This is a genomic window from Consotaella aegiceratis (assembly GCF_036541425.1).
Lineage (GTDB): Bacteria > Pseudomonadota > Alphaproteobacteria > Rhizobiales > Rhizobiaceae > Consotaella > Consotaella aegiceratis.
In genome coordinates this window covers 68,607-93,499 of the sequence record NZ_JAZHFT010000018.1, presented here as the reverse complement: position 1 = coordinate 93,499, position 24,893 = coordinate 68,607, and the positions used below count along the sequence as shown (strand labels likewise).

The 24,893-nt window shown below is 64.1% G+C and carries 22 protein-coding genes and 1 pseudogene; 9 read left to right on the top strand and 14 right to left on the bottom strand.

The window, feature by feature from the left end:
- Positions 1–142 precede the first annotated feature (142 nt).
- A complete protein-coding gene (locus SMD10_RS13720; protein WP_331686273.1) occupies positions 143–394 on the top strand; it encodes a hypothetical protein in 252 nt (83 codons plus the stop codon).
- 255 nt (positions 395–649) lie between these two features.
- Here the strand turns inward: SMD10_RS13720 and SMD10_RS13715 are convergent, their stop codons facing one another.
- Positions 650–1,351 carry an IclR family transcriptional regulator gene (locus tag SMD10_RS13715; RefSeq protein ID WP_331686272.1) on the bottom strand — a complete coding sequence of 234 codons (702 nt, stop codon included), beginning with the start codon at positions 1,349–1,351 and terminating at the stop codon, positions 650–652.
- A gap of 258 nt (positions 1,352–1,609) precedes the next feature.
- Between SMD10_RS13715 and purB the strand changes: the two genes are divergently transcribed.
- From purB to SMD10_RS13685, 6 genes are all read left to right on the top strand, one after another.
- A complete protein-coding gene (purB, locus tag SMD10_RS13710; RefSeq protein WP_331686271.1) occupies positions 1,610–2,986 on the top strand; it encodes an adenylosuccinate lyase in 1,377 nt (458 codons plus the stop codon).
- Between the two features lie 90 nt (positions 2,987–3,076).
- Positions 3,077–4,033, top strand: coding sequence for a Bug family tripartite tricarboxylate transporter substrate binding protein (locus tag SMD10_RS13705; RefSeq protein WP_331686270.1), 957 nt, complete (start codon positions 3,077–3,079; stop codon positions 4,031–4,033).
- Between the two features lie 121 nt (positions 4,034–4,154).
- Complete coding sequence (locus SMD10_RS13700; protein ID WP_331686269.1) at positions 4,155–4,613, top strand: tripartite tricarboxylate transporter TctB family protein; 459 nt, start codon at positions 4,155–4,157, stop codon at positions 4,611–4,613.
- 14 nt (positions 4,614–4,627) lie between these two features.
- Positions 4,628–6,142, top strand: coding sequence for a tripartite tricarboxylate transporter permease (locus SMD10_RS13695; protein ID WP_331686268.1), 1,515 nt, complete (start codon positions 4,628–4,630; stop codon positions 6,140–6,142).
- A 133-nt stretch (positions 6,143–6,275) separates the two neighbouring features.
- The gene (locus SMD10_RS13690) at positions 6,276–7,658 is read left to right on the top strand and encodes an MmgE/PrpD family protein (protein ID WP_331686267.1); all 1,383 of its coding nucleotides are present in this window, start codon (positions 6,276–6,278) and stop codon (positions 7,656–7,658) included.
- 246 nt (positions 7,659–7,904) lie between these two features.
- On the top strand, positions 7,905–10,256 hold the full coding sequence (locus tag SMD10_RS13685) for a molybdopterin-dependent oxidoreductase (protein ID WP_331686266.1): 2,352 nt from the start codon (positions 7,905–7,907) through the stop codon (positions 10,254–10,256).
- Between the two features lie 180 nt (positions 10,257–10,436).
- Here SMD10_RS13685 and SMD10_RS13680 read toward each other — a convergent pair whose 3' ends face one another.
- From SMD10_RS13680 to SMD10_RS13670, 3 genes are all read right to left on the bottom strand, one after another.
- Positions 10,437–11,147 (bottom strand): winged helix-turn-helix domain-containing protein, encoded by a 711-nt coding sequence (locus tag SMD10_RS13680; RefSeq protein WP_331686265.1) that lies wholly within the window; start codon positions 11,145–11,147, stop codon positions 10,437–10,439.
- Between the two features lie 406 nt (positions 11,148–11,553).
- Positions 11,554–11,847, bottom strand: a complete 294-nt coding sequence (locus SMD10_RS13675) for a hypothetical protein (protein ID WP_331686264.1) — start codon at positions 11,845–11,847, stop codon at positions 11,554–11,556.
- A 70-nt stretch (positions 11,848–11,917) separates the two neighbouring features.
- The gene (locus SMD10_RS13670; RefSeq protein ID WP_331686263.1) at positions 11,918–12,781 is read right to left on the bottom strand and encodes a MipA/OmpV family protein; all 864 of its coding nucleotides are present in this window, start codon (positions 12,779–12,781) and stop codon (positions 11,918–11,920) included.
- A 340-nt stretch (positions 12,782–13,121) separates the two neighbouring features.
- On the opposite strand from SMD10_RS13670, the gene SMD10_RS13665 reads away from it, so the two are divergent.
- Positions 13,122–13,892: a GntR family transcriptional regulator gene (locus tag SMD10_RS13665; protein ID WP_331686262.1), complete on the top strand. Its 771-nt coding sequence runs from the start codon at positions 13,122–13,124 to the stop codon at positions 13,890–13,892.
- Between the two features lie 43 nt (positions 13,893–13,935).
- Here the strand turns inward: SMD10_RS13665 and SMD10_RS13660 are convergent, their stop codons facing one another.
- From SMD10_RS13660 to SMD10_RS13620, 9 genes and pseudogenes are all read right to left on the bottom strand, one after another.
- The gene (locus SMD10_RS13660; RefSeq protein ID WP_331686261.1) at positions 13,936–14,934 is read right to left on the bottom strand and encodes a succinylglutamate desuccinylase/aspartoacylase family protein; all 999 of its coding nucleotides are present in this window, start codon (positions 14,932–14,934) and stop codon (positions 13,936–13,938) included.
- A 69-nt stretch (positions 14,935–15,003) separates the two neighbouring features.
- Positions 15,004–15,198 (bottom strand): hypothetical protein, encoded by a 195-nt coding sequence (locus tag SMD10_RS13655; RefSeq protein WP_331686260.1) that lies wholly within the window; start codon positions 15,196–15,198, stop codon positions 15,004–15,006.
- A gap of 73 nt (positions 15,199–15,271) precedes the next feature.
- Positions 15,272–15,724: pseudogene (locus tag SMD10_RS25595) on the bottom strand (MFS transporter); the annotation flags it as partial.
- A 100-nt stretch (positions 15,725–15,824) separates the two neighbouring features.
- On the bottom strand, positions 15,825–17,363 hold the full coding sequence (locus tag SMD10_RS13645) for a M20/M25/M40 family metallo-hydrolase (RefSeq protein WP_331686258.1): 1,539 nt from the start codon (positions 17,361–17,363) through the stop codon (positions 15,825–15,827).
- Positions 17,252–18,499, bottom strand: coding sequence for a threonine synthase (locus SMD10_RS13640; RefSeq protein ID WP_331686257.1), 1,248 nt, complete (start codon positions 18,497–18,499; stop codon positions 17,252–17,254). The genes SMD10_RS13645 and SMD10_RS13640 overlap by 112 nt, the downstream gene beginning before the upstream one ends.
- Positions 18,500–18,685: 186 nt before the next feature.
- The gene (locus SMD10_RS13635; RefSeq protein WP_331686256.1) at positions 18,686–19,378 is read right to left on the bottom strand and encodes an ABC transporter permease subunit; all 693 of its coding nucleotides are present in this window, start codon (positions 19,376–19,378) and stop codon (positions 18,686–18,688) included.
- Positions 19,378–20,073, bottom strand: a complete 696-nt coding sequence (locus tag SMD10_RS13630) for an ABC transporter permease subunit (RefSeq protein ID WP_331686255.1) — start codon at positions 20,071–20,073, stop codon at positions 19,378–19,380. Before SMD10_RS13630 ends, SMD10_RS13635 begins: the two co-directional genes overlap by 1 nt.
- 96 nt (positions 20,074–20,169) lie before the next feature.
- Positions 20,170–20,913, bottom strand: a complete 744-nt coding sequence (locus SMD10_RS13625) for a transporter substrate-binding domain-containing protein (RefSeq protein ID WP_331686254.1) — start codon at positions 20,911–20,913, stop codon at positions 20,170–20,172.
- Positions 20,914–21,112: 199 nt separating this feature from the next.
- Positions 21,113–22,276: a M24 family metallopeptidase gene (locus SMD10_RS13620; RefSeq protein ID WP_331686253.1), complete on the bottom strand. Its 1,164-nt coding sequence runs from the start codon at positions 22,274–22,276 to the stop codon at positions 21,113–21,115.
- A gap of 433 nt (positions 22,277–22,709) precedes the next feature.
- On the opposite strand from SMD10_RS13620, the gene SMD10_RS13615 reads away from it, so the two are divergent.
- Positions 22,710–23,795 carry a siderophore-interacting protein gene (locus tag SMD10_RS13615; RefSeq protein ID WP_331686252.1) on the top strand — a complete coding sequence of 362 codons (1,086 nt, stop codon included), beginning with the start codon at positions 22,710–22,712 and terminating at the stop codon, positions 23,793–23,795.
- A gap of 31 nt (positions 23,796–23,826) precedes the next feature.
- Here SMD10_RS13615 and SMD10_RS13610 read toward each other — a convergent pair whose 3' ends face one another.
- Positions 23,827–24,615, bottom strand: a complete 789-nt coding sequence (locus tag SMD10_RS13610) for an IclR family transcriptional regulator (RefSeq protein ID WP_331686251.1) — start codon at positions 24,613–24,615, stop codon at positions 23,827–23,829.
- Between the last annotated feature and the right edge of the window lie 278 nt (positions 24,616–24,893).

Sequence of the window (24,893 nt, the reverse complement as noted above, 5' to 3'; positions counted from 1 at the left end):
GCTTCAGCGGCGCCGAGCGCGAGCGCTTGGCCTGGCGCTGGCCGTCGCTGCTGGGCGAGGACGGCAGTCCACGGGCGATGCCGGCTGCTGCCAACGACGATGCCGCTGACGGCGGACCGGCGGACCGGCGGACCGCCCGCCTGTGGTCGGCACGGCGTATCTGTGGGACGGCGACCGGATGGTGGCCGAGGCGCCGCTGCATCTGGACGGGCAGGTCGCCTGGGCTGACGGCGTCCGCTGGCACTTCGAGGAAGAATCGCATCGGCTTCTGGCCAAGGAGCTGCCCGGCGGCGAGATGCTGGCCGTGGTCACCGACCCGCTCGGCACGCTCAAGGAGATGTGCCACGCGCGCGGCGCCCTGTCAGCGAAGAAATTTGCCAAAGCGCTAAAATGACGGCAGCGCTCCTCCGCGACCGCCATCCCTTGGTCCGACCCGGAGACATGGGGGGCAATTTCGTACCGAACGGGTTCTCGATGGTCTGCAGGGGTGTCTGATCCAGCTCGATATATCCCGGATCATCGGTCATGACGCTGACAAGCCGAATGACCGCGCCAAGAGGCGTTCGCTGATCAGGCTCATCTGTCCGCTGCAGCCTTCGGAAGACGGCAGGCAGGCGGTCTCGATGCGGTTGCCGCGCTCAGGCTGGGATCATTGAGGAAAGCACGCCGAGAATCCCGCCGCAGCGACCTCCTGGCGAACGACGTCGATAAAGCCGATCAGATCCTCGTCGGCGAGATCGACGCCCATGCCGGTAATGGTGACCGCACCCAGAAAGAGCCCGTCCGATTCAAACAGCGGAACGGCGACGGAGGCGAAGTGCTTATTGCGCTCGCCGCGCGAAATGTAATAGCCATCGGCCCGCGTTTTCGCTCGACGGTCGTTGTCCTCGTCGGTGAAGGCGAGCAGCAGCTGAGCCGCCGCACCGCCTTCGTCGAGGGCGACCGAGCCGCCCACCTCGATGAAATAGCGGAAATCCTGAAAGGCGTGGTCCCGCACCAGGCAGATGCGTTCCTCGTTGGAGCGCACGAAGAAGGCTGCGGTCTGGTTGACCCGTCGGCTGATGGCGGCGATCGGCCCTTCCAGCCTGGCGATGAAGTTCGACGTCGCCTTGAACAATGATGCCAATCGAAGGTTCGCCGGTCCCGGAGAATAGCTCCCGTCCGTACCCCTCTCGAGATAGTTCCACTCCACCAGGACCTTGAGCGCCCGATAGGCCGTCGCTTTGTCGAGCCCCGACAGCGCAGCCAGTTCGCGCAAGTGCAAACGCCGCCGCGACATCGAGAATTGCGACATCAGCCACAGCGCGCGCTCCAGAACCCCGTTCGGGGGAACGATTTTTCCGCCCGTCACGATGCGGCCCCGTTGCCCGCCAGGTTCCCACCCATTGACAAGTACCTTTCATCTTGTTTTATTAAATGAACGATATTTCATATAATGAAACGTCGTTGGGAGTCAAGTTATGATCGGCGCGCCGGAGGACAAGGCGGAACCCGACCGCCGAAGGGTGAGGTCGAAGCGTGCGGCGGTGGTCCGCAGCGGGTTGGCGACAAGGGCTCGCGGCGGGGCATAAATCGAGCCGGAAAGGCTGGGCTGGGGAGGAGCCTGATCGTGTCGATATCCGTTTTCGACATGCATACGATGCAGCATCTTTGGAGCACCCCCGAACTTCGGGCGGTGTTCTCCGAGGAGAATCGTCTGCAGAAATGGCTGGATTTCGAAGCCGCTCTCGCCGAAACCCAGGCCGAACTCGGCGTCATTCCGAAGGCCGCGGCCGAAGAGATCACCGCCGCCTGCGACATCGAGAAGGTGGACATTCTCGCCGTGGCCGAGGATGTGCGTCGGATCAAGCACACTTTGGTGCCGCTTCTCAAGCAAGTGCAGAAGAGCATCAGCCCCGAGGCAGCGGAAAATCTGCACTATGGGGCGACCACCCAGGACGTGGTCGATACCGGGCTGATCCTGCAGCTCCACGAGGCGCACAAGATCGTTCAGCGCGATCTCGGCGTGATCGGCCGCGAGCTCTTGCGTCTGTCGGGCGAGCATCGCGATACGATCATGGTCGGGCGCACCCATGGCATCCAGGCGCTGCCCATCACCTTCGGGCATAAATGTGCGATCTGGCTGGACGAGCTGTCACGCCATGCCGAGAGGCTCGCGCAGGCCGAGCCCCGGGTCTTTGTCGTGATGCTGGTCGGCGCCGTCGGCAGCCAGGCAAGCTATGGGCCTCAGGCCAGAGAGATCCAGGCACGCGTCGCCAGGAAGCTCGGTCTGGGCGCCACCGATATCAGCTGGGCGCCGGCGCGTGACCGGATCGCCGAATATGTCGCCCTGCTCGCGATAATCGCGGGGACTCTCGGCAAGATCGGCAACGAGCTATTCAATCTCCAGCGCAACGAATTCGCCGAAGTGGAAGAGGGCTTCACCGCGGGTAAGCTCGGCTCCTCCACCATGCCGCACAAGCGCAACCCGGTGGCTGCGGAAAACGTCGCCATGCTGTCGCGCTCGGTGCGCTATTCGGCGGCGATGATGCTCGAGGCCATGGTCCAGGAGCACGAGCGCGACGGCATCGCCTGGAAGTCGGAATGGAAGGCCGTGCCGGAAGCCGTTCTGGTCACCGGGGCGGCGCTCTTCCAGGCCGGCGCGCTTCTTAAGGATCTGCGCGTCGACAAGGCGAGAATGGCCAAGAACGTCGACACGATGCGCGGCTATCTCCTGTCGGAGCGGGTGATGCTGGAACTCGGGGGGCGCGTCGGCAAGAACACCGCGCATGAATGGCTCTACGAAGCCTCGATGAAAGGCATCGAGAGCGGCGAGAGCTTCGCGGCCGCCTTGCGAGACCATCACGAGATCGCCAACGCCTTCACCGATCGGGAACTCGAGGATCTGACGCGGCCCGAGGCCTATCTCGGCGCGATCGGCGAATGCATCGACCGAGTGATCGCTCGGGAGAAAAACGCGTCCTGGGTCGCCGCCGCCGGCGGCTGATCCTTGCCACCCGCGCCGCGCGGGGGGACGAACAGTCCATTCGCGGCGAAAAAACACCGCCAAACGGCATTCAAAGGGAGGAAGACCGAAATGACCAAACGACTGTTCTTCGCATTGGCCTTGACGACGGCAATGTCCGTGCCGGCCTTCGCTTTCCCGGACAAGCCCATCGAACTCGTCGTTCCCTTCAGCCCCGGCGGCGGCTCCGACGTCTCGGCCCGCGTCTTTGCGCAATGTCTGGAATCGCATCTCAACCAGAAGGTCCTGGTGAAGAACGTCACCGGCGCGCGCGGCAAGATCGGCGAGGTGGAAGTCCGCGACGCGCGGCCGGACGGCTACGAACTGCTCTGGGCCCATCAGGGCACCGACATGGGTAAGGCCACCGGCCGTTCCGACTACAACTACACGGCCTTCGCGCCGGTCGCCCAGACCGTGGCGATGAATTACGGCATTTTCGCCGGATCGAGCTACGGCATGGACAGCGAAAAGTCGTTGAAGGAGATGGTCGCCGCAGACCCCGGCAAGTACACGATCGGCACGGCGCTTGCCGGCTTTTCGCATTTTGCGGTGCTCGACTTCCTCGACGCCGCCGGCATCGATCCCGCCACCCTTCGAACGATCCCGATGTCGGGTGACAAGGAGCGCATCGTCGCATCGATGCAGGGAAATCTGACGCTGGTGCCGACCGCCGTTGGCGCGGCTGCGCCCTATGTCGACTCGGGGGACCTGAAGCCCGTCGCGATTCTTTCCGATATGCGGGATCCGCGCCTGAAGAATGCCGAAACGGCGGAAGAGCAGGGCGTTGACAGCCAGTTTCCCATGATCTTCACGACCTTTGCGCCGAAGAATACCCCGAAGGACGTGATCGATACCCTGAGCAAGGCGTGGATCGAAGCCGCAAATGACACGACCTGCCAGGAGAAACTCAATTCCCAGTCGATGACCGTCTCGGCCAAATCGGGCGACGAACTCGACAAGGCGCTTGCCGAACGCTACGCGCGAATCGAAAGCCTGGCGAAGAAGTTCAATCTGGCAGAAAGCCAATAAGGCGTCGTGGAGGCCCGGCGTCATGGCCGGGCCTCCGTTCAGCCCAGCAGCAACGCCAGAACGCGGCGCGACCGGCGGCCCTTGAGCCAGTAACGACCATTAGCCACGGAACTCGACAGCCATGCGCAAGAACGATCTTCTGTTTTCGGCGATATACCTTCTCGTCATGTTGGTCGCAGCCTCGAGGCTATCCCGGCTCGGCGACCTCAATTCTGCGGTCGTGTCGGCGAAGCTCTATCCATGGCTGGTGATCGGCACCGGCCTTTTGGTGGGCGTCGTCGAAACCGGGCGAGTGATCTTCGCGGCCCGACCGGCGAACGATGCCGGCTTTTCGTTCATGTGGTCGCGGGCCTTCGCCTCGAAGCGCGTGACCTTGCTCGTCCTGTTCATCGCTTATCTGCTGCTCATCGAGACGCTGCATTTCACCTATGCGACGGCAATCTTCTGCTTTGCCACCATCGTCTCCCTTTCTCCGCGACGCGGTCTTGGGGACGTGCTTCTCGCCGCCGCCATATCGGCTGCGACGGTCGGCGCGGTCTACGTTCTGCTGGTCGTCTATCTGCAAGCCTTCCTGCCCTGAACGGAGCGATTGCGATGTATGAATTCTTTGGTCAAGGTCTCGCCGCCGCTCTTCAGCCAATGGCGCTTTTCGTCACGGCGATCGGGGTTGCGGGAGGTCTCGTCATCGGCGCCATCCCGGGGCTCACGAGCACCATGGCGATCGCGCTCCTGGTGCCGCTGACCTATGCGATGGACCTCAATCTCGCGCTTTCGCTGCTGATGGGCGTCTATTGCGGCGCGATTTCGGGCGGCCTGGTCGGCGCAATCCTTCTCAATATCCCCGGAACGCCCGCTTCGGCCGCAACCTGCCTCGATGGCCACCCTATGGCGGCGCGCGGGGAGGCGGTCCGGGCGCTCGGCATCGGCGTCTATGCCTCGATGATCGGCGGCGTTCTGTCTGGCTTCGCCCTCGTCTTCATCGCGCCGCTCCTCGCCAAGGTCGCCCTTCGCTTCGGGCCGTGGGAATATTTCGCGCTGGTCGTCTTTACCTTTTCCTGCATTTCGGCGATGTCGCCGAAAGGCCGCGCCGTCAAGGCCTTCATGGCCGCTTTCATCGGGCTTGCCCTGGCGCTCGTCGGGCTCGACGAAGCCTCCGGTCAGGTGCGCCTCACCTTCGGGTTCACGGCCCTCGAGTCCGGGTTCAACGAATTGCCCGCGCTGATCGGCCTTTATGCCATCCCTCAGCTCCTGCGCGACAGCGACGACATCGGGCAGAACGCGACGATCCTGAAAGTGAAATTCGAACTTGGCCGCTTCCTTTCCGCCTTCCGCGAAGTCGTCTCGCGGCCGCGCGACCTCGGCCGCTCGACTTTGATCGGCATCGTCATCGGCATCCTGCCGGGCGTCGGGCCGGGCCTTTCCAACATCGTCGCCTACAGCCAGGCGCGCCGCGCCTCGAAGAAGCCGGAGCTCTATGGCACCGGAGTCCTGCCGGAATCCATCTCCTCGCCGGAGGCCGCCAACAACGCCTCCATGGGCGGAGCGCTCATCCCCATGCTCACCCTCGGCATTCCGGGCGATGCCTCGACGCTGATGATGCTCGGCGCCTTCATGCTGCACGGAATCGACCCCGGCCCGCTTCTCTTCCGCGATCATGGCGATGTGGTGTGGGTGGTCTTCATTTCCTTCTTCATCGCCTTCTTTTTCTGCACCGTCTTCTATCATTTCTTTATCCCGTTGGTCGTCCGGGCAATCGCCGTGCCGCGCCAGTACGTCATTCCCGTGCTCCTGGTGCTCTGCACGGTCGGAAGCTATGCGCTGAACAACCGCATGTTTGATGTCTACTGCTTCCTCGGTTTTGGACTGCTCGGCTATTTCCTGCACATCGCCCGCGTGCCGGTGCTGCCGGTCATCCTCGGGCTCATCCTCGGGCCGATGGCGGAACGGCAGCTGGCGCTGGCGCTCGCCTTCGGCCAGGGCTCGGTCTGGCCCTTCTTCACTCGGCCGATCTCTGGCGCGATCCTTGTCGTTGCAATCCTCTCGCTCCTCCTGCCGCCACTGCTGGCGCGTCGCCGGCGTCGCGACACGCTGTCAGAGGAGCTGGCGTGATCCTGTTGGCTCCCAACTGCGCCTCGGCGGCTCGTTCGCCGAGGCCGATCGAAACGAAAAAAGCCAGGCGGAATCGGATCGATCCGAAGGCGCCGGAGGCCGGCCTCGCCCTGCCGGTGGCAATGGGCAAGGCATGACGGCACCCGCGCTTCAGCCGCTTGCCCGCTACATCGCCACCGCTCGCTTCGATGGCGACGACAAAAGGCTGCGGGAGCGGCTATGGATGACGCTCCTCGACTGGTCGTCGGCGCTTCTGGCGGGCACCGGGCATAACCTTCTCGATGCCTATCGCCAGGGGCTTCTGGAGTCGGGTGCCACGGGGCCTTGCAGCGTGGTCGCGACGCCGGGGCGACATCCGCTCTCCGCAGCAGCGGCGACCAATGCAGCGATCAGCCACCTGTTCGAAGTGGATGACGCGCATCGGGATTCGACCTCGCATCCAGGAATCACGGTGGTGCCCGCCGTCATGGCGCTTGCCGAGGCGAGGGGGCTTGATGCGAAGACCGCCGCTGCCGCGATCGTGGCAGGGATCGAAACCGTGCTCAGGGTCGGCAGTTATCTCGGCGCGCGGCATTATGGGATTTGCCACACGACCGCGACGGCGGGCAGCCTGGGCGCTGCCGCCGCCGCCGCGCGTGCCATCGGCCTCGATGAGGCGGCGACGCTCGCCGCCCTCGGTCATGCGGGAACCCAAGCCGCCGGGCTGTGGGCTTTTCTGGACGACGATGCAAAGGCAGCCAAGGCCTTCCATGCCGCAACCGCGGTGCGCAACGGCATCGCCGCGGCCCGTCTTGCCGAAGCCGGCATTCCTAGCGCGGTCCGCATCCTCGAAGGCCCGCGCGGCATGCGTGCAGCCTGGAAGCTGGATGACTGCGATCCCGACTGGCTCATCCCCGGCGATGAGCCGATGATCCATCGGGTGACCGTCAAGGGTTGGCCGGTCTGCGGGCAGATGCATTCCGCGCTCGACTGCGCGGCGGCGCTCGCCAAGGCTGATCCGCTATTCGCGGCCGGCGACGCGCCCGTTACCGTCGACCTTCCCGCCGGCGCCCTGGCCATTGCGGTGGGCGAGAATCCGCAAACCGTCGCCGATGCGAAATTCGCGACCGCCTTCTGCATCGCCGCCGTTCTGTGCGCCAGGCCGCCGAGCTTTTCGGGCTTGAACGACGCGCTTCTCGCCGACGCGCAGATCCGCAGCCGCGCCGACACCGTCAAATTGCGCGAGGACCCGGCGTTTACCGCTCGCTTTCCTGCCGAGCGCCCCGCCCGTGTGACGATCCATGGCAAGACGGGTGACTTGAGCGAGGAGCGCAGCTTTCGCCAAGGCGACCCGGAAGCGCCTTGGTCGCATGAGGCGATGATCGAGCGCACCCGTGCCGTGCTCGCCTTGACGCCCCTCCAGACGGACCCGGCCGGGCTGGTCGACTGGTGCGACCGCTTTGCCGACGCAAATGCCTCCTGGAAGGCCGATGAGCTCTTTCACTTCATCGAGACGCCGGCCGGCCAAACGCCTTAATCGAGGAGGCCTCGCGCTCTATGAACGAAACAATGCGTTTTGTCTCGCGGCCGGCCGACCCGCCGGCCGGCCCCGGCTGGCCTTGCGTCGACGTGGCGGGCATGGGCCAGATCGGTACAGACGAAGCCGAGCTTGTCGGTAGCACGACGGCCAGCATCTCGCCGTCGTCGATGCGTCTTCCGCTTCGGCGAAGGTGAGCGCATCCGGCCCACCCTTGGGTATGATCGCAATGAGAAGGTGCGGACCATGACGATCGAACGCTTTCGCCAGCATAGCAGCCATTGGGGCGCCTTCAGTGCGTGCATGCGCGACGGACGGCTGGAACTCAAGCCGTTTGACCAGGATCCCGATCCCTCGCCGCTGTTGGCCAACATCCCGGCGGCGATCGATCATCCTGCCCGGCTGAAAAAGCCGCTGGTCCGACGCGGCTGGCTCCAGGACGGGCCGGGTCCAGATGCCCGCCGCGGCAGCGAAGGCTATGTCGCGATGGAGTGGAACGAAGCGCTCGATCTCGCCGCATCCGAACTGCGCCGCCTTGGCGCGGGGCCGGATCACGGGGAAGGCGGTCCGTTACCCGGCGCGCATGTCTTCGGCGGCTCCTACGGCTGGTCGTCGGCGGGGCGGTTCCACCATGCTCAGAGCCAGGTGCATCGCTTCCTGAACACGGCGTTCGGCGGCTATGTCCGGAGCGTCGATACCTATTCGACCGGTGCAGGCTCGGTGATCCTGTCTCTCGTTTGGGGCAATTCCTCCGTTCTCACCCGGGACCATCCCTATTGGAGCGAACTGAGAGACGATACGGAACTTCTGATTTCCTTCGGAGGCCTGCCGCTGCGCAACCTCGCGGTGAGCTCCGGGGGCAATTCTCAGCATGTCGCGCGCTCCGTTATCGCCGCGGCCGCCGAACGGGGTTGCGAATTCGTCTCGATCAGTCCGCTCGCCGACGACATGGCGGATGTCGCAAACCTGACCCGGCTCGCGCCTCGCCCTGCGACGGACACCGCCTTGATGCTCGGGATGGCCAATCGGCTCCATACGACCGGGCGCGTCGACCGAGCCTATCTGAAGCGCTACACCACCGGATATGACCGGTTCGAAGCCTATCTGACCGGGGAGGAGGACGGTATTGCCAAGACGCCGGAATGGGCGGCGGCGATCTGCGGTGTCCCGGCGGAGGCCATCGCCGACCTCGCCGACCGAGCGGCGGCCAAACGAACGCTGATCAGCGTCACCTATTCGCTGCAGCGCTCGGAAAACGGCGAGCAGCCGGTCTGGATGGGCCTGACGCTTGCGGCGATGCTCGGGCAGGGCGGCCTGCCGGGGGCCGGATTCTGCTATGGGTTCGGCTCGATCGGCAATATCGGCAAGGACAAGCTCGCCGTGCCGCTGCCGACGCTGCCGCAAGGCAGGAACGGCGTCGACGACTTCATCCCCGTGGCGCGGATTTCCGAACTGCTTCTGAACCCGGGCAAGTCCTACACCTACAAGGGCGAGACGCGGACCTACGCCGACATCCGCCTGGTCTACTGGGCCGGCGGCAACCCGTTTCATCACCATCAGGACCTGTCGAAGCTGCGGGCGGCGTTCGCCCGGCCCGAAACGATCATCATGCATGACAGCGTCGCCACCGCATCGACCCGCCATGCCGACATCGTGTTTCCCGCCACGATCACCGCCGAGCGCGAAGATATCGGCGCCAGCGGCAACGATCCCTTCCTCTTCGCCATGGAGCCGCTGGTCGAACGTCGTGGCGACGAGACTTCCGGCCCGCGAGACGACTACGACATCTTCTGTTCGCTCGCCGAGCGGCTTGGCTGCGCGCCGGCCTTTTCCGAAGGCCGCGATGCGGTGGAGTGGATGCGCGAGATGTACGAGCCGACCCGTACCGCACTGGTCGAGCGCGGCATGGAAGCCCCTGATTTCGATACGTTCCGTCAGGGAGGCATCGTGGCTCTGCCGCTGCGCGAGGAGGAGGGGATCATCCGCCGCTTTCACCGCGACCCGGTCGCCCATCCCTTGCCGACGCCAAGCGGCCGGATCGAGATATGGTCGGACGTCGTCGCCAAGGCCGGACTGCCGGGCCATCCGGCGTGGCTTCCGCCTCGCGAATGGCTGGGTGCGGACCTGGCGGCAAAGCACCCGTTTCAACTCGTCGCCAACCAGCCCGCGCGCCGCCTGCACAGCCAGCTCGATTTCGGCGACACGTCGATGTCAGGCAAGACCGCGGGACGTGAACCGGCCCGCCTCAATCCCCAGGACGCTGCCGGTCTGGGTGTGGCGGATGGCGACGTGATCCGTCTGTGGAACGATCGGGGAAGCGTGCTCGCCGCGGCCGAGGTTTCCGACGCGATCGCCCCGGGCATCGTGCAATTGTCCACCGGGGCCTGGTATGCGCCCGTCGAACTTCCCGGCGCGGGGCTGACCTGCGTCAACGGCAATCCCAATGCCGTCACCTCCGACGGCGGTGCTTCGTCCCTCAGCCAGGGCTGCGCCGGCCAGCTGGCTCTGGTTTCGGTCGAGAAATGGACAGGAGACGTTCCGCCGGCCGTTCCGCATGCCGCTTTCGCCACGACCGATGGGCTTCTTCGGAGCCGCTAATTGAGACGGCTTCACGCGGCCGGGCACCGAAGTTCGGGCAGCCAAGCAAATGCATCCGGCTCAGCAGGCGATGATCAGCGCCGGCCTCTTATGAGAGGGGTGTTTGACCTGCGGCGGGCATTTGCGGGACACAGACGTTCTCCAATGCCGGTCTTCGTCCTCCTGCCCTGAGGAGCCGCGTCAGGCGGACTCGACCTGGGCGGTGAACATGTAGCCGCCCAGCCTTATCGTCTTCAGGAGAACCGGCTCGCGGGGATCGGCCTCGATCTTCTGGCGGATGCGGCTGACATGAACGTCGACGCTGCGTTCGACCGGACCGGCCAGTCCGGCATGGGAGCGATCGGGCGGCTGCGAGCCCTTCGCCGGGGCCACGCCTTCCGGCACATCGAAACCGATATCGATCCGCCGTTCGCGATTGAGACGTTCGATGGTCGAGACGTCCGTTCCGAAGGCGATGTCGGCGAACTGCGACAAGGGCAAGGGAGTGCCGGTCCGGGATGGAATCCGCAGAGCCTTGAGGACGCTCAGATCGTCGCGAGCCTCGTCGGACAATTGCAGGCGGATCGGAATTCGGCGGCTCCCGTCCACGAACACGGGCAGGTCCTCGCCCGACGCGCCCATCGTCGACACGCGCAACGTCGCGGCGATCGCCTCGGCGGAGATGCCGGCATCGGCCGCCCGATCCGCGTCGACATGCATGGCCAGGACCGGCCGCTCGGCCAGGCCGCTCGACGTCACGTCGACTGCGATCGCCTTCGCGGCGAGCTCCTTCAGGATGCGATCCGCCGCCGTACTGGCCGCCGCGCCGTCCCGTCCGAGGACGGAAAAGGCGACGTCGCGACCACCTCTGTTATTGAGAATTTCGAAGCGGATATCGGCAACCCCGGACAAGCTCCGTCGAACTCTCGCCCGGCTCGACGCTCGAAGATACGGGCTGCGGCGACCTCCGGCTCGATGGCGGAAAGGGGGCGGTCCCGGTCTTCCGCCGGCCCCAGATCGAGAAGCGCTGCCATGCGGCGCATTTCCCGCACGCCGGAAGCGTCGGCGCCGCCCTGAACGAACACCGAGCGGACATCCGGTACCTCGGCGAGACGTTCGGAAATCGTCGCGGCGACGGCCTGCGTATCCTCGATCGCCTGCGGCCGCGGTCGAGAGCGGAATCGGCCTGTTCTTGCGCCACTTTCGCATCGGCGATCTGGCTGCGCGCCTGGGCGATCGCCGCCTCGACACGCTGAAGGTTGGCCGAATTCACGTCGAGCTCGATCCGGATCGAAGTGTCGTCCAGCCGGGCGAGCACCTATCCCTGCGCGACCCTATCGCCGACCTCGCCGAGGATGCTGACGATCCGCGCGCCGCGTTCCAGGTCGACGGTCACCAAGCTTTCGTGACGGGGCACCAGCGAACCGGTCAGCCGGATGTGGTTGGCGATCTCGCCCGTTTGCGCATGGACCACGCTGACCGTCGGAGCACTCGGCGCCGGCGCGTCGCTGGCCGAGCTCGGCCATGACGGCATGAAAAGGGCAAGCGTCAGGACGGCCGAACTCGCCGCCCAATGCGACACCGAACGCCATGCAGGTCTCTGCCGAGCCATGACAGTCCCTCGTTTTCGGAAAGCTGGCGATTGCGCAGCCGGAGCGGACACCGGCTGCGCCTCGAACCGTTCAGAAGCGATAGCCGATCAGAAGCATGCCCGACGGCTGCACCTCTTCCTTGACGATCGGGCTGTCGGCGGCGTCGCCGACAAGGATGCCGACGTCCGCCTCGCCGCGCGCGAACCAGTTTTCTGTGAAGGCGACGGTCGCCGAGGCAGTGAAATCGACCCGCTTGAAGCCGGCCTCCGCGTCGAATGTTTCATACCCGGACCGCCGGGCCTGGTCCGCGTCGATGCCGAAATAGGCTTCCATATGATTGTCGTCGGCATAGGTCGCCGAAGCGCCGAGGCCAAGGAGCAGGGATGGCGTGAAGGCGTGGGTCAGCTCGATGCCGGCGACACCGAGAAGGCCTTCGCTGCCCTCGATCGTCTTTTCCACCGAGGCATAAAACTCCGCTGGCCCGAACGTCGCTGAAGCGCGGCCGCCGACGGTGACGCCGAAATCGATATCTCCAAGGCCGTCCAACTCGTCGGCATCGTCTTCATTGCGGCCACCTTCGTATCCCAGCGTGGCCGAGAACTTCAGGGGACCGGTTTCGTAGAGGTCGGCGGTCACGCCGCCCGGATCGATCGTCAGCCGATCGCCGAAGGTTGCCGAGATGAAGGGTACGGGGGTGATCTCGAATTCGTCGCTGCCTTCGTATTTCGGCTCGACCATGGCACCGGCCCCGAGCATCACGTCCCATTCGCCGAGCTGCTGGCGCAGGCCTCCAAATCGCGCGGGGTCAGGTGCCTCATAAACCGGCAGTGGGATCGCGTCACCCTCGACCGCATCGGCGGCGAGCGCTGCATCGAAGAACGGCGTTGCCACCCCCGCGAGGGCGCTCACACCAACGACGGGCAAACGGGCGGCATTGCGGAACGAAAACGACATGAAGACCTCCGGCAGATCGGATATGGCGAGCGGCTTTCCGCCTTCGCCGTGGACGTTGCGGATATCTCTATCGATCCCGTTTCGATTGCGGATTGTGAGTTGTTAAGAGATGTTGCGGCTGCTCCAGAGGGTTGTGGACGTGTCTTTCGAGACAGCTGCGAGGCGGCCGCGGCGGACAAGCGGCACCGGCTCCGCACAGATGGAGGATATCTCTGAAGCGAACGCGCGCTGCGGTTGCGTTCCATCGTTGCGCCATGGCGGATAGGAGGTTCGGATGTCGCCCTCGACCCGCATTCCGATTTCCCTTTGTCTTGGCGATTCCCGCCAATAGGGTGGCATCATGACAAAGAACAATCACGACGGCGGATCGTTGGATCTGCAGCTGGATGGGGAGGGGCCGCCCTACCAACAGATCGAACGGGCGATCCGCAACAAGATCCAGAGCGGGGCATGGCCGCCGGGCCATCGCCTGCCCCCCGAAGAGGAACTGGCGGCCGTCCTCGGCGTATCGCGGACCCCTCTGATACGGGTTTTCAAGAACCTTGCCAGTTCCAAGGTCGTCACGCGCCGGCGCCGTCACGGCACATTCGTGAGCGAGCGGACGGACAATCACGCCGTGATCGGAGTGATCGACATCCGCAAGAAGATCGAGAACGCTGGACGGTCCTACAGTCACGAAATCCTCGACCACAACATCGTGAAGGGCCGGGACGCTCCCATCTGGACGGACGTCGAGCCTGACGAGCGCCTTTTACGGCTGACCCTGCTTCACAAGGCGAACGGTGCGGGCGAGGTCTTCGAAGAGCGGCTGATCCGCATATCGGTGATTCCCGAGGTGGAATTCGTGACCTTCAAGGAAGCGCTGCCGAACGAATGGCTGCTGTCGCGGCTGCCTTGCACCAAGCTCGTGAACACGGTCCGCGCCGCCCGCCCAGACCGCCGGATCGTGCAGGCGCTCGCCCTCGATCCGGGCGAACCCGTGCTCGTCTCGGAGCGGCGGAGCTGGGTTTATGACGACGTTCTGACCTGGGTCAGGCTGTCCTTCCCCGGAAACAACAACGAATTCGTCGGCGAATTCAATCCGCTGCAACCCATCGGCAATACGGGCTGATCCGGCTCCGGATCGACAGGCTCGCCTGGCGCGCTACCTTCGATCAGGCGGGCGCTGCGAGGCCGAACAAGGCATCGCCGGCCGCCGTCAATGCCGGAAACCGGCGGTAGATCACGAGCCCGTCCGTCGTAAAGCGCAACGCGATCGGATCGCCGGTCGGATCGTTCAGCGGGTGGAGGAGACCGGCGAGGTCACCCGCCTGCACCTTCGAGCCGACCGCGGCGCAAGGCTCCAGGAAGCCGTCGGACATCGCATAGATTGCAGTTTCTGGCGGAAGCATCCGCAACATCCGTGTCGGCTCGACATCCGGCGCCTCGAGGTCCGGCGCCATCCCGAGATCGCGCAATACCCGGCGCACGCCGGCCTCGCCAAGCGCGAGCCCGTCCCGCGACAGTCCCGGCCCTCCACCGAGTTCCGTCGTCAGTGCTGCAAGGCCGCGAGCCGCGGCGCAAGCATAGAGGGTAGAGCCGCCGCCGCCGCCACGCCCATCCGTCAGGATGCTGTTTGGCGTGCCGAAACTCTCCAGAAGAGCTTGAATACGCTGCGTCTGTTCTGCCGTCCGCCCCCGGTGCGCGAACGCCACCGGCATGTAGTCGAGCGAGCTTCCGCCTGAATGCAGATCCAGAACGTAATCGGCCATCGAGAAAAGCACTTCCGTGACATAGTGAGCGATCCGGGCCGTGACGGTTCCGTCCTCCGAGCCGGGAAACAGCCGGTTCAAATTGCCGTCGTCCAGCGGCGAGTTTCTCTTACCCGCGACGACTGCCGGGAGATTGAGCGCCGGCAGGACGATGACGCGCCCGGCGACCTTGGTCTGGGAAAGCGCGCGCATCACCCGACGCAGTGCAATCTGCCCCTCATATTCGTCGCCGTGAGTTCCGGCCGTTAGCAGGGCGGTCGGTCCCGGTCCCCCGTTGAAACAGATCATCGGAACTGGAATCCAGCCATAGGCCGAACTGTTCGAGGAATTGAGAACCCGGGCGAAGTCAGACTGAACGCCCCGCTTGTCGAAGTCGATCGTGGTCCAAACCTGGCTTGTCATTCGCCTTCCTTTCCCGCCGATGCCGCAAACGCGACCGTTCGAATTGAACACAGACTGATATTGAGCCGGTCATCCGCGCTTTGGATTGGAGCGGGAGGACACGCGAAAACCTGAGGCCGCCGGCACCGCACTGGCGATCAGCGGCGCGCCGAAGCAAATCACCGAGGTGGTCAGAAGAACCGGTGCGATGCCGAACCGGTCGGAAAGGGGGACGATCGCGGCCAAGCCCACCGGCGCGAAACCGTAGGAGACGATGAAGTCCAAGGAAGACACGCGGGAACGCGGCCTCGAGCCCAAGCGTCGTGGCGATCAATGTCGCCGCGGCCGGTCCAACCAGATTCGTGAGGCGGATCGAGAGACTGAGCGCAGCGTTCGCCGGTTGCAGGTTGGCACGCGTGACAATGAGCGCGATGAGGGATTGGTGGGCTGGTCGGCAGCCGCCTTGCCCCGCTCCCGAAAGGACCATCCCGAAAGCAAACAGCACGCTGCCGACGATGCTCTCGTTGCCCAAGGTCACCGGGATGAGAACAGTCCCGCACGCCGCGATCAAGCTGGCTTTGAGGATGAGAAGCCGCCGTCCCGTTCGATCGGCCAGCACACCGCCGACCGGGACTGCAATCAGGAATCCCACGGTACGGATCGCCAGACAGATTCCCAGATGCGCGGCGGAAAGGGACCCGGCCGAAACGGCGAAGCCCAGAACGAAAGGCAACGCCCAGGTGGCGATGCCCGCGCTGGTATTTCCGACCCAGAGCCGGACAAAGGAAACGCTCCGAACGGACGGTTTCAAGGGTGACCCTTCCCAGAACCGGACAGTTGCAACAGGTCGCTCAATCGGCAGTGGTCGGGGAAAATGAGTTCATGAGATTCCGTCGAACGCGACTGTGAAATCAGCGCGGCATGGTTTCGATCTCTTCCAGAATTCGGGCCCAGCTGCGTATCCCCTTGTGGAGACGCTCGATGTCGTAACGTTCGTCCGGTGCGTGGATCGCGTCGTCCGCAAGAATGAAGCCGATCACGATGCAATCGACGCCGAGCACGTCTTTGAACAATTGTGCCAAAGGCACGGCCCCGCCGCTGCCCTTCAGAATGGTTGGTTTGCGCCATTCGGCTTCTTGACCGCGTCTGACGGCCTGCACGAAGGGATTGTCGGGCGACATGACCACCGCTCCGCTGCCTTCAGACCCCTCGAACATGGCTCTGCAACCTGACGGGACGCGGCTGACAACGAACCGCCGGAAGGCTTCGCGGACGCTGACGGGATCTTGCCCGTCGACGAGGCGGAACGAGAGGCGCGCCGAGGCGGAACCCGGCAGCACAGAGCGTTCTCCCGGCCCCTGGTTGCCGCCGGTGATGCCATTCATGTCGAGCGTCGGGCGTCCCCAGATCGCTTCCAGCGGCGCGTACCCCTTTTCGATCACGCCGCCTCGCAGGTCGGCGCTTTCAAGGATATGGGCGTCTTCCGAAAGGTGGCGCCATTGTTCGCGCAGATCCTCGGGGATGTCGCGAACGCCGTCGTAGAAACCTGGGATCGTTACCCGACCGTCGTCGTCGTGAAGGCTCGCGAGGATCCCGCTCAGTATGCGGATAGGATTGGCGGTCACGGCGCCGAAATAGCCCGAATGAAGGTCGGGGTTCGGCACGAAGATGGTGACCTTTTCGTGCAACAGGCCTTTGAGCTGGGTGGTAACGGCAGGCTCTGTCGGAGACCACATGTCGGAGTCGCAAATGAAGGCGACGTCGCATCGCAGCGCCTCGGCGTTCGCTTCGATGAAGGCGGGCAGGCTTGCCGAACCCGACTCTTCCTCGCCCTCGAGCAGAACGGTGATCCTGCCGGGAAATTGCCCCTTCACGGTCCTCCAGGCCCGCAGCGCCTCGATTAAGCTCCAAAGCTGGCTCTTGCTGTCCGAAGCGCCGCGCCCGTATATGCGGTGAAGTCCGTCCTCCTCGACCATCTCGGGTTCGAAAGGCGGGCGGCTCCACTGCGCACGATCGCCCACCGGCTGGACGTCGTAGTGCCCGTAGAAGAGCAGCCGGGGTCCGGCTTCCTCGGCGGCTCCCGCTGAATGGGCGAGAACCAGGGGATGACCCGCCGTGGTCATGACCCTCGCGTCGAAACCCAGCGTCGCAAGCTCCCGTTCCAGCCAGACGGCCGCCTCCATAATGCCAGGTGCGCCGGCGGGCTCACTCGAAATCGACGGAATGGACATGAGCTTCAGAAGCTTGGCGGTCGACCTATCCAGGTTGGCGTCGATCTCCGCAAGCACGGCTTCGATATCGGACATGGTTGCCTCCTTCGGCAAACCCCGGCCAGGGATCAGAGTTCGAAACCGAACTCTGTCTTCAGATAGCGGCGCAGCGAGGCCAGGTCGGGGGTCACTTCCATTACGCGCCTCGGTGCGGTCGGCTCCTTGAGCCCTGTCGAGCAACCGATGAGCACGACGGGGCCCTCGCCGTCGAAGGCCTCGATCTGATCGAGACCCGCAAGCGTCGCGCTCGACGACACTTCTTGCCAGAGGCCCTGTCGGCCCAGCAGCCTGTTGGCACGGCGCGCGGCATCGTCGGTGACCAGAAGAGTTCTGCCCTTGCTTTCCCTGATCGCGGCGACGGCCCGGTAACCGTTGACGGTCGTGGCTGTCCCGGACTGGATCGTGGGCCGCGCCTCGACCGTTGCGGCTGGCAGTCCGGACTTCATCGCGTGGTAAAGCGGGCCACGGGCCGCAGGCTCGACCGAGATCAGTTGCGGCATACGATCGGTGTGGCCAAGCTGCATGGCCTCGCGAAAGCCCTTGCAGATGCCGTAGAGCATCTCGCCATAGCCCGTGGGTACGACGACCGCGGCAGGCACTTCGCCGTCCAGATCGGCGAGGATCTCGTAAGCCAGGGTCTTATAGCCCTCCGGTCCCCAGGGGTGTCCGGTGTGAACCGAGGTAAGGTTGCTGACCGGATAGAAACCGGGAAGTTCCTGGAGTGCACGCATCGCCGGCCAACGTGCATCGGCTGCCAGGAAAACCGGATAGGCCCCATATCCGAAGATCATGTCGCGGAAGGCGCCGCTGACCTCCGGCATGGTCAGGACGATGCAGTTCAGCCCGGCCCGGCTGGCGATTGCCGCCGCCGAGACACCGTGATTTCCCGAAGAGGCAACGATGATCGTCTTCGCCTCTTCGCAGAGCGCGGCGCTGACGGTGAATGTGTTCAGGCGGTCCTTGTGGCTCCATGTCGGATTTCGGCTCTCGTCCTTGACCAGGACGCGCCGGTCGGCAAATCGCTCGGGAGCCAGAGCCGAGACGTCGACGAGCGGCGTGCCGCCCACCGGCATGTCCACCTTCGGATGACGCGGCGGCAGAAGCTCTTCCCAGTCGCTCCAAATACTGCCGCGCGCAAACCTTGCGCTCGTGACGCTTGCGTAGTCGTAGGAGATCTCGAGGGGGAACTGCATGTCCTCCGTCGAGGTCTCGGTGCAGCCGCGCAGCATCGCAGGCAAGAGCGGGTAGGCGGGGTTGCCCGGTCCGAACGAACGCTGGCCGGTGGCGAGCGACCGTGTGTCGAAAGGCAGTGTCATGCGTGTCGTTCCGATTGTTTTTCAAGTTTCGGGTCGAGACCATGGGGTCGACCTCCAAGCGGACACCGTTCGGCGCCTGAAACGCGCCGAACCGTTTGCCGGCAGCCTCGATCTCGATCGAACCGGCATCGGGACCTTCGTCCTCTCCGGGGAACTCTCGTTCTGCCATGGCGATGAAGGCTGCCGTCATGAGGTCCCTGCCTTTTCGTTCCCGGAGACGGCGATCCGCGAGAAGATTGCGGCCAGGATCAGTCGGGCGACGATCGCGATGCAGAGATAGATGCAGCCGGCGATCAACAGCGGCTCATAGACGTCGAGCGTTCGCGCCCGGATCTCGTTGGCATAGCCCATGACGTCCATGACCGTGACGGTGAAGGCCAGGGCCGTGCTCTTGCAGAGCATGATGACTTCGGTCGTGTATGCGGGAAATCCGTTCCTCAGCATCGCCGGAAGAATGGCCACCCGGAACGTCTGAAAACGGCTGAGCGAGAGCGATTTCGCCGCTTCGACCTGCTCTTTCGGGGTCTGGTAGTAGGCGCCTCGGATGATCTCCGACGTGAAGGCCATCTCGACGATGCAGAGGCAGATGACCGCACACCAGAACGGGCTCGCGAACACGGTCCAGAGCACCGTTTCGCGAACGACCGGCAGAAGCGGAAAGCCGTAATAGACGACGTAGAGAATAAGGAGCATCGGCACGCCCCGGATGCCGAACATCACGCTCCAAACCAGTCGCGACGCCCTTCCTGAAAAGCGGATCTGGAAGGCGGCGACCACGGCCGCGAGCACGAAGCCGATGGCGAGGGAAACCGTGAACAGGCTCAACGTCGTTTCCAGACCAGCCAAGATCTCGCGCGAATAGCCGACGAAGATCTGCATCACAGGCCCGCCGCTGATTGCCGTGCCCGTTGTTCGAGCCAGGAAAACAAGCGCGAAACGGTGACTGCGAACATGACGAAAATGACGATGCCTATTCCGTAGAAGGTGAAGGGCGAGCCGGTGGAGCGGGCGCCGAGCGAGGCCGTGCGGACGATGTCCGGGATGCCGATGATGCTGAGGAGCGCAGTCTCCTTCATGCTGATCAGGCAAAGCGATCCGAGATGCGGGATGATCTTGCGGTAGACCTGCGGAAGAATGATCAGGATCAGGGCCTTGAGCCGAGTGAGACCCAAGGCCCAACAGGCCTCGTACTGTCCTCGCGGGATGCCGGCCCAACCGGCTTTGAAGAGCTCGGTCGCATAGGCACCGAGAACGATCGAGGTCGAGGCGATCGCCGGCACATAGGGGCTGATCTTTGCGCTTCCCATACCGGGCAGCAGAATCAGGAGCTTCTGTAGAAAGCCGTCGATCGAATAGAAGATGAGGATCAGCAGGAGGATGTCCGGCAGGCTGCGGAAGATGTAGGTGTAGAGGTTCACCACCGCCGCGCTTCCTCGAAGGCCGCTGCGGCTGAGAAGCGTGCCGAGCACACCGATCAGCATGCTGAGGCTGAAGCTGAAAGCGGCGACCGTCAGGCTGGTGCCGATGGCTTTGAGAAACTGCCACCCCCAACCTGCCGCCAGATAGTCAAGCATATTCGGGCATCTTTGGTTTCCGCGCTGGATCAGCGCCGCCGGCGTTGCGGGCGGCTGATGCCCTGCCAGGCATTCGGTCCCTCTCCCAAAGGAATGCTAATCGTAGACGGGGATACCCCATTTGTCGGAAAGCGCGCGCCACGTTCCGTCGGCCTTCAGTTGGATCAGGGCCGCGTTGAACTCATCGCGAAGGGCGGTGTCTTCGGGGCGGAAGGCCATTCCAATGCCCTCGGACACGGCGACGGGCTTGCCGATTTCGACCAAGCCGGCTTTCTGGTCGCCCGCCTCGTCGATGCCCCCGAACATCGCATCGATGCGCCCGATCTTCAGATCGGCGAAAAGGGCATCCATCGCCGGGTAGAGCTGCAGCTTGGCATCCGGATAGTGGGCTTCCATGTAGGCCGCATTCGTCGTGCCCTGCTGGACGCCGACGATCTTGCCCGCGAGTCCCTCGGGCGAGGTATCGATTTCCTTGCCTTCGACCACGCCGAAGCGGGAGTACGACCGCGCATAGGGCTCGCTGAAGATTACGCTCTTTTTGCGCTCTTCGGTAATTCCCATGCCGCCGATGATGACGTCGAACTTCTTCGCGCGAAGGGCGGGGATGATGCCGCTCCACTCGTTGGTGACCCAGGTGCAGTGGGCATCGATGATCGCGCAGATCCGGGTGCCGATATCGATGTCGAATCCCTCGAGCGTGCCGTCCGCCATGGTCCTGTTATAGGGTGGAAATCCACCCTCATTGGCCAGCACCAGGTCACGTGCATCAGCGGCGGAGGCCGACGCGATCGAAGCCGCAATGAGTGCGCCGATGAAGGCTCCTTTGCCTCTTGTCTTCATATGCTCAGGCTCTCCATTGAATTGTAGTTACAAATGAAGCTACAGGCGGCTGCCAATTTGTCAACGGCAAAAAGCGACCCCGTGGCGTTCGAACCCAAAGCCCGGTTTCGCGGTCGATTAAGAAGCAAAATCAATGAATTGCGTATGATTTTCCCAGGGCCGGAGCGCGGCGCCTCATGCGCCGCTCTCCTCACAGCGTCTAGGAGACGATCAGCAGTTCACGCGAAAGGGTCGTGATCGGCTCGTAGCCGCTTTCGGTCACCAGCACCGTGTCCTCGACCATCATCCCGTCGAGGCCGAGCACATAGTAAGGGGTTTCCAGACAGAGACACATGCCCGGCCGAAGCACGGTGCCGTCGATCGCGTTTATTGTGGGAGGATCGTAGGCGTTCAGTCCGATTCCATGGCCGCAATGCTGCCGCCGGTATGCGGGAATGCCGTGCCCACGCACCGTCGCCATCGCGGTCTGGAACAGCCGACGCGCCTCGACACCGGCCCGTGTTTCCGCAAGCGCGGCTTCGAGGCCGAATTTGAGCGCATCGTATGTCGTGCGCTGCCGAGCGTCCGGTTCACCGAATACGAACGTACGGCCGATGTCGGACCAGTAGCCGTCGACGGTGCACCCTGCGTCGATCCTGACGGTGTCTCCGCGACCGATGACCCGGCGCGTCGGATAGGCATCGGCAAGTGCAGACCGCGGCCCCGAGGTCACGGAGACGAAACGCGGGATCGCGCCGCCTGCGGCCATGCACTCCGTGACCAGGGCCGAAAGTTCGATTTCGTTCATGCCGTGACAGGCGGCCTCGACGATCCGGCGATATCCATTCTCGACGAGTTGCGCGGCCTTGCGAATTCGCGCGACTTCGGCCGGCAACTTGGTCTCTCGGGCTGCCCGCAATGCGGCCGTGGCATCGACGATCACGCTTTGCCCTAGAACGGTTCGGCACAGATCCCAAAGGACGTCGTCATTCGACCGGTCCACACCCACTCGTCCAAGAGAAGGCCGAAGCGCCAGGAGGGCATCTTTGAATGCATCCTCGAAACTTCGATGGGAGGGCCGATCGAAAAGCGGCGGCGCGCTGTCGTCGAGTGCTTCGAAGTAGAATTCACCATATCGGTAGATCTCCCCGGTTCCGCTGAGGAGTTCGCTGGCTGGGCCCGCATCGGCGGCGCTGGTGACCAGGGATGCGCCGTTGCGCGTCGCGAGAACGGCCGATCGATACAGGGGAGCAGTATCGTGGGCCATGCTCACGTACCCGGACAAGTAGGCCTTGTTGACGCTGCTCGATGAAGCGATGAGGTCCACATCGTTCCGAACCTCGCCGAATGCCTTGTGGCGCAGTTCGCTGGCAAGTTTCCGCATCCCGGACGCTTCGTTCATACATTCGTTCCTGAATTTACCGCCACTGTGGTTCCCCTTGAGTGATCGTCACGGGCTGAAACTCCGGGCGCCGGATCGGGGCTCACAGTTCGATCAAGGCGGCTGTCCGTTTCCGGTCTCTTCCGCGTAGGTCTCGCGCCCCGATACGCGAGCGAGACGACGGCTCCGGCCTCCTGCTTCCAGGGCCGAGATCGCGGCTCTGCAACAGAATTCGGGGGCAGGGGCAAATGGCCGTTGACAGTTTCGATCCAAAAAGCTTTCTGTGACTCTCAACTTTAGATGAGCAGTAGCCGTCGTTCTCGAAGGTGCGAGTGGCGGACCCAGCCCAGAAGGGCGCTGCGGGCGGGTCAGCTTATCAAGATCTCTCGCGTCCTGTGTAGCTAGGCCGCTTTCGAGGCGGATGGAAAGAATCTCCATGAATCAGTTTGTCGCCACAGCCCTGGTCTCGGTTTCGGACTCCGGCCCAATCATCGATGCCGTCTGTGAGCATCTGGCCGAGCACGACGCCCGGATCGAACGGGAAGGAACGGCTCATACGGTGACCTTTCCCTTCGGCCGTGGCATCTTGCGTGAGCAGCCCGGCGGGATCGAGTTGAGAGCCGAGTCGGCGGATCTTTCGGGCCTTTACTACATGCGCATGGCCCTGGCCGGTCATATCAAGCACTTCGCCAAGCCGGCGGTGCCGGATCTGACCTGGATCGGCGACGGCAGCGATCTCGTCACGCCGCCAAACTTCCGGCCAGCCAAGGTCCGCAAGGTTCAAACCATCACGCCGCACATGCGCCGAGTGACATTTACCGGCGCCGACCTCGATCGCTTCGCCGTCAACGACAGCCTCCACCTCGGCCTGATCATCCCCCGGGAAGGCGAAGGTCTGGTCTGGCCGAGCGTGGGAGGCGACGGTCTGCTGCGCTGGCCGGAAGACAAGCCGCGCCCTGCCATCCGCCGATATACCACTCGGCGCTGCGACCCAACCATCGGCGAACTCGACATCGATTTCGTGCTGCACGCGGATGCCGGTCCTGGAGCAGCCTTCGCCCAGCGTGCCAAGGAAGGCGACATGGTCGGCTTTGCGGGGCCATTCGGTGGTTCGATCCGTAGCGACCGCGACTGGTATCTCATCGGCGGCGACGAGACGGCGCTACCGGCGATCGCCCGCAGCCTGGAGGCGTTTCCTGCGTCGAAGCGCGGTGTGGCGTTCATCGAAGTCGAAGGAGCGCAGGAAGAGCAGGCGATCGATAACCGGACCGGGATCGAAATCCGCTGGCTGCACCGCAATGGCGCGGAGCCGGGAGTTCTCTTGGCCGAAGCCGTGCGGCAAGCCGCCTTGCCGAACGACGGCACCTCATATTTCGTCTGGACGGCCTGCGAATTCGATAGTTTCAAATCGATCCGCGCCCACCTGCGCAAGGAGCGCGGTCTCAGTCGGGATGATCATCTGGCGGTGGCGTACTGGCGCAAGGGACATGCAGAGGCCGACGAGGACGGTGACGATCACTGAGAGCGCCGCGCCTTGAAGCACGGCAGCATTGCTAGCCGAATGCCGCCGTGCCTCCCGTCTCGTGCGCCACGCTTCTCGCCGTGTCGAACAGCGCATCCCGGTCGCTTTGACTCGGCGTCTGACCGAGATTGCTGACCGTCGTCATGACGCAGGCGATCTCCTGTTGCGCATCGAACACCGGTACGGCCTGCCCCCTGATCTGCGGTAGAAGATGGCCGGTGAGTTCGGCCATGCAGTTGGCTCGGATCATTGCCAACATGTCCGTCGAGGGCGGCGTGCCGCGGAAATGATCGGGCTGCTGGCGCCGCGCGATGTCGACCCGGCCGGGCGTCAGGAAGGCCTGGAACACCAGCCCGCAGGCGGTGTTGTCGAGTGGCAGAATGTCGCCCAGTCCGAGCGAACTGATCGAGAAGTATGCGCTGCGATACCAGCGCACCAGCGTCGGGCCGCGCTCGGTCCAGATCGCAACGCCGGCGCTGGCGGCGATGCGATCCGCCAGGTCCTTCATATGGCGAGCCGCGATCTCGACGGGATTAATCCGTTTCAACGCGGCGATGCCGATGCTCAAGGCGAGCGGGCCGAGGTCGTACAGACCGCTGGCTTCGTCCTGCGTCGCCAGCCCATCCTTGATCAGGCTTTGCATGTAGCGATGGGCGGTCGAACTGCCGGTTCCCGCGCGGCGAGCCAGCACACCCAAGGCAAGCGGCTCCTCCGCATTGGCCAGGATGGTCAGGAAGCGCGCCGCCGTTGAAACGGATTGGATGGTCCCGGCGCGTTTGCCGAGCGCGGAGTCGTGGGGAGCCGAAGATGGATCGATCATTGGCAGGCAGCAACGCCCCTCGCGAATGGACACGGACGCTCGGCGCCGCCGGCTTCCTCGATCCCCGATCGGCGCTTCCGGGATGCGGCGTCATATCTCCAAGCCCCGCTCAACCTAGGTCTCCCTGTCCGTCTGGGCAACGAGGAAATCGATGCGCGTCGTGCCCGGAGTTGGGCGAGTCCCCCCGCTGCCACGCCGTTGCAATTGCGCAACAGCGTGAACGATCGGCCACACCGCATGTTGCATAGTGGAATGCTCTCTGTATTGTGGAAAGTGGA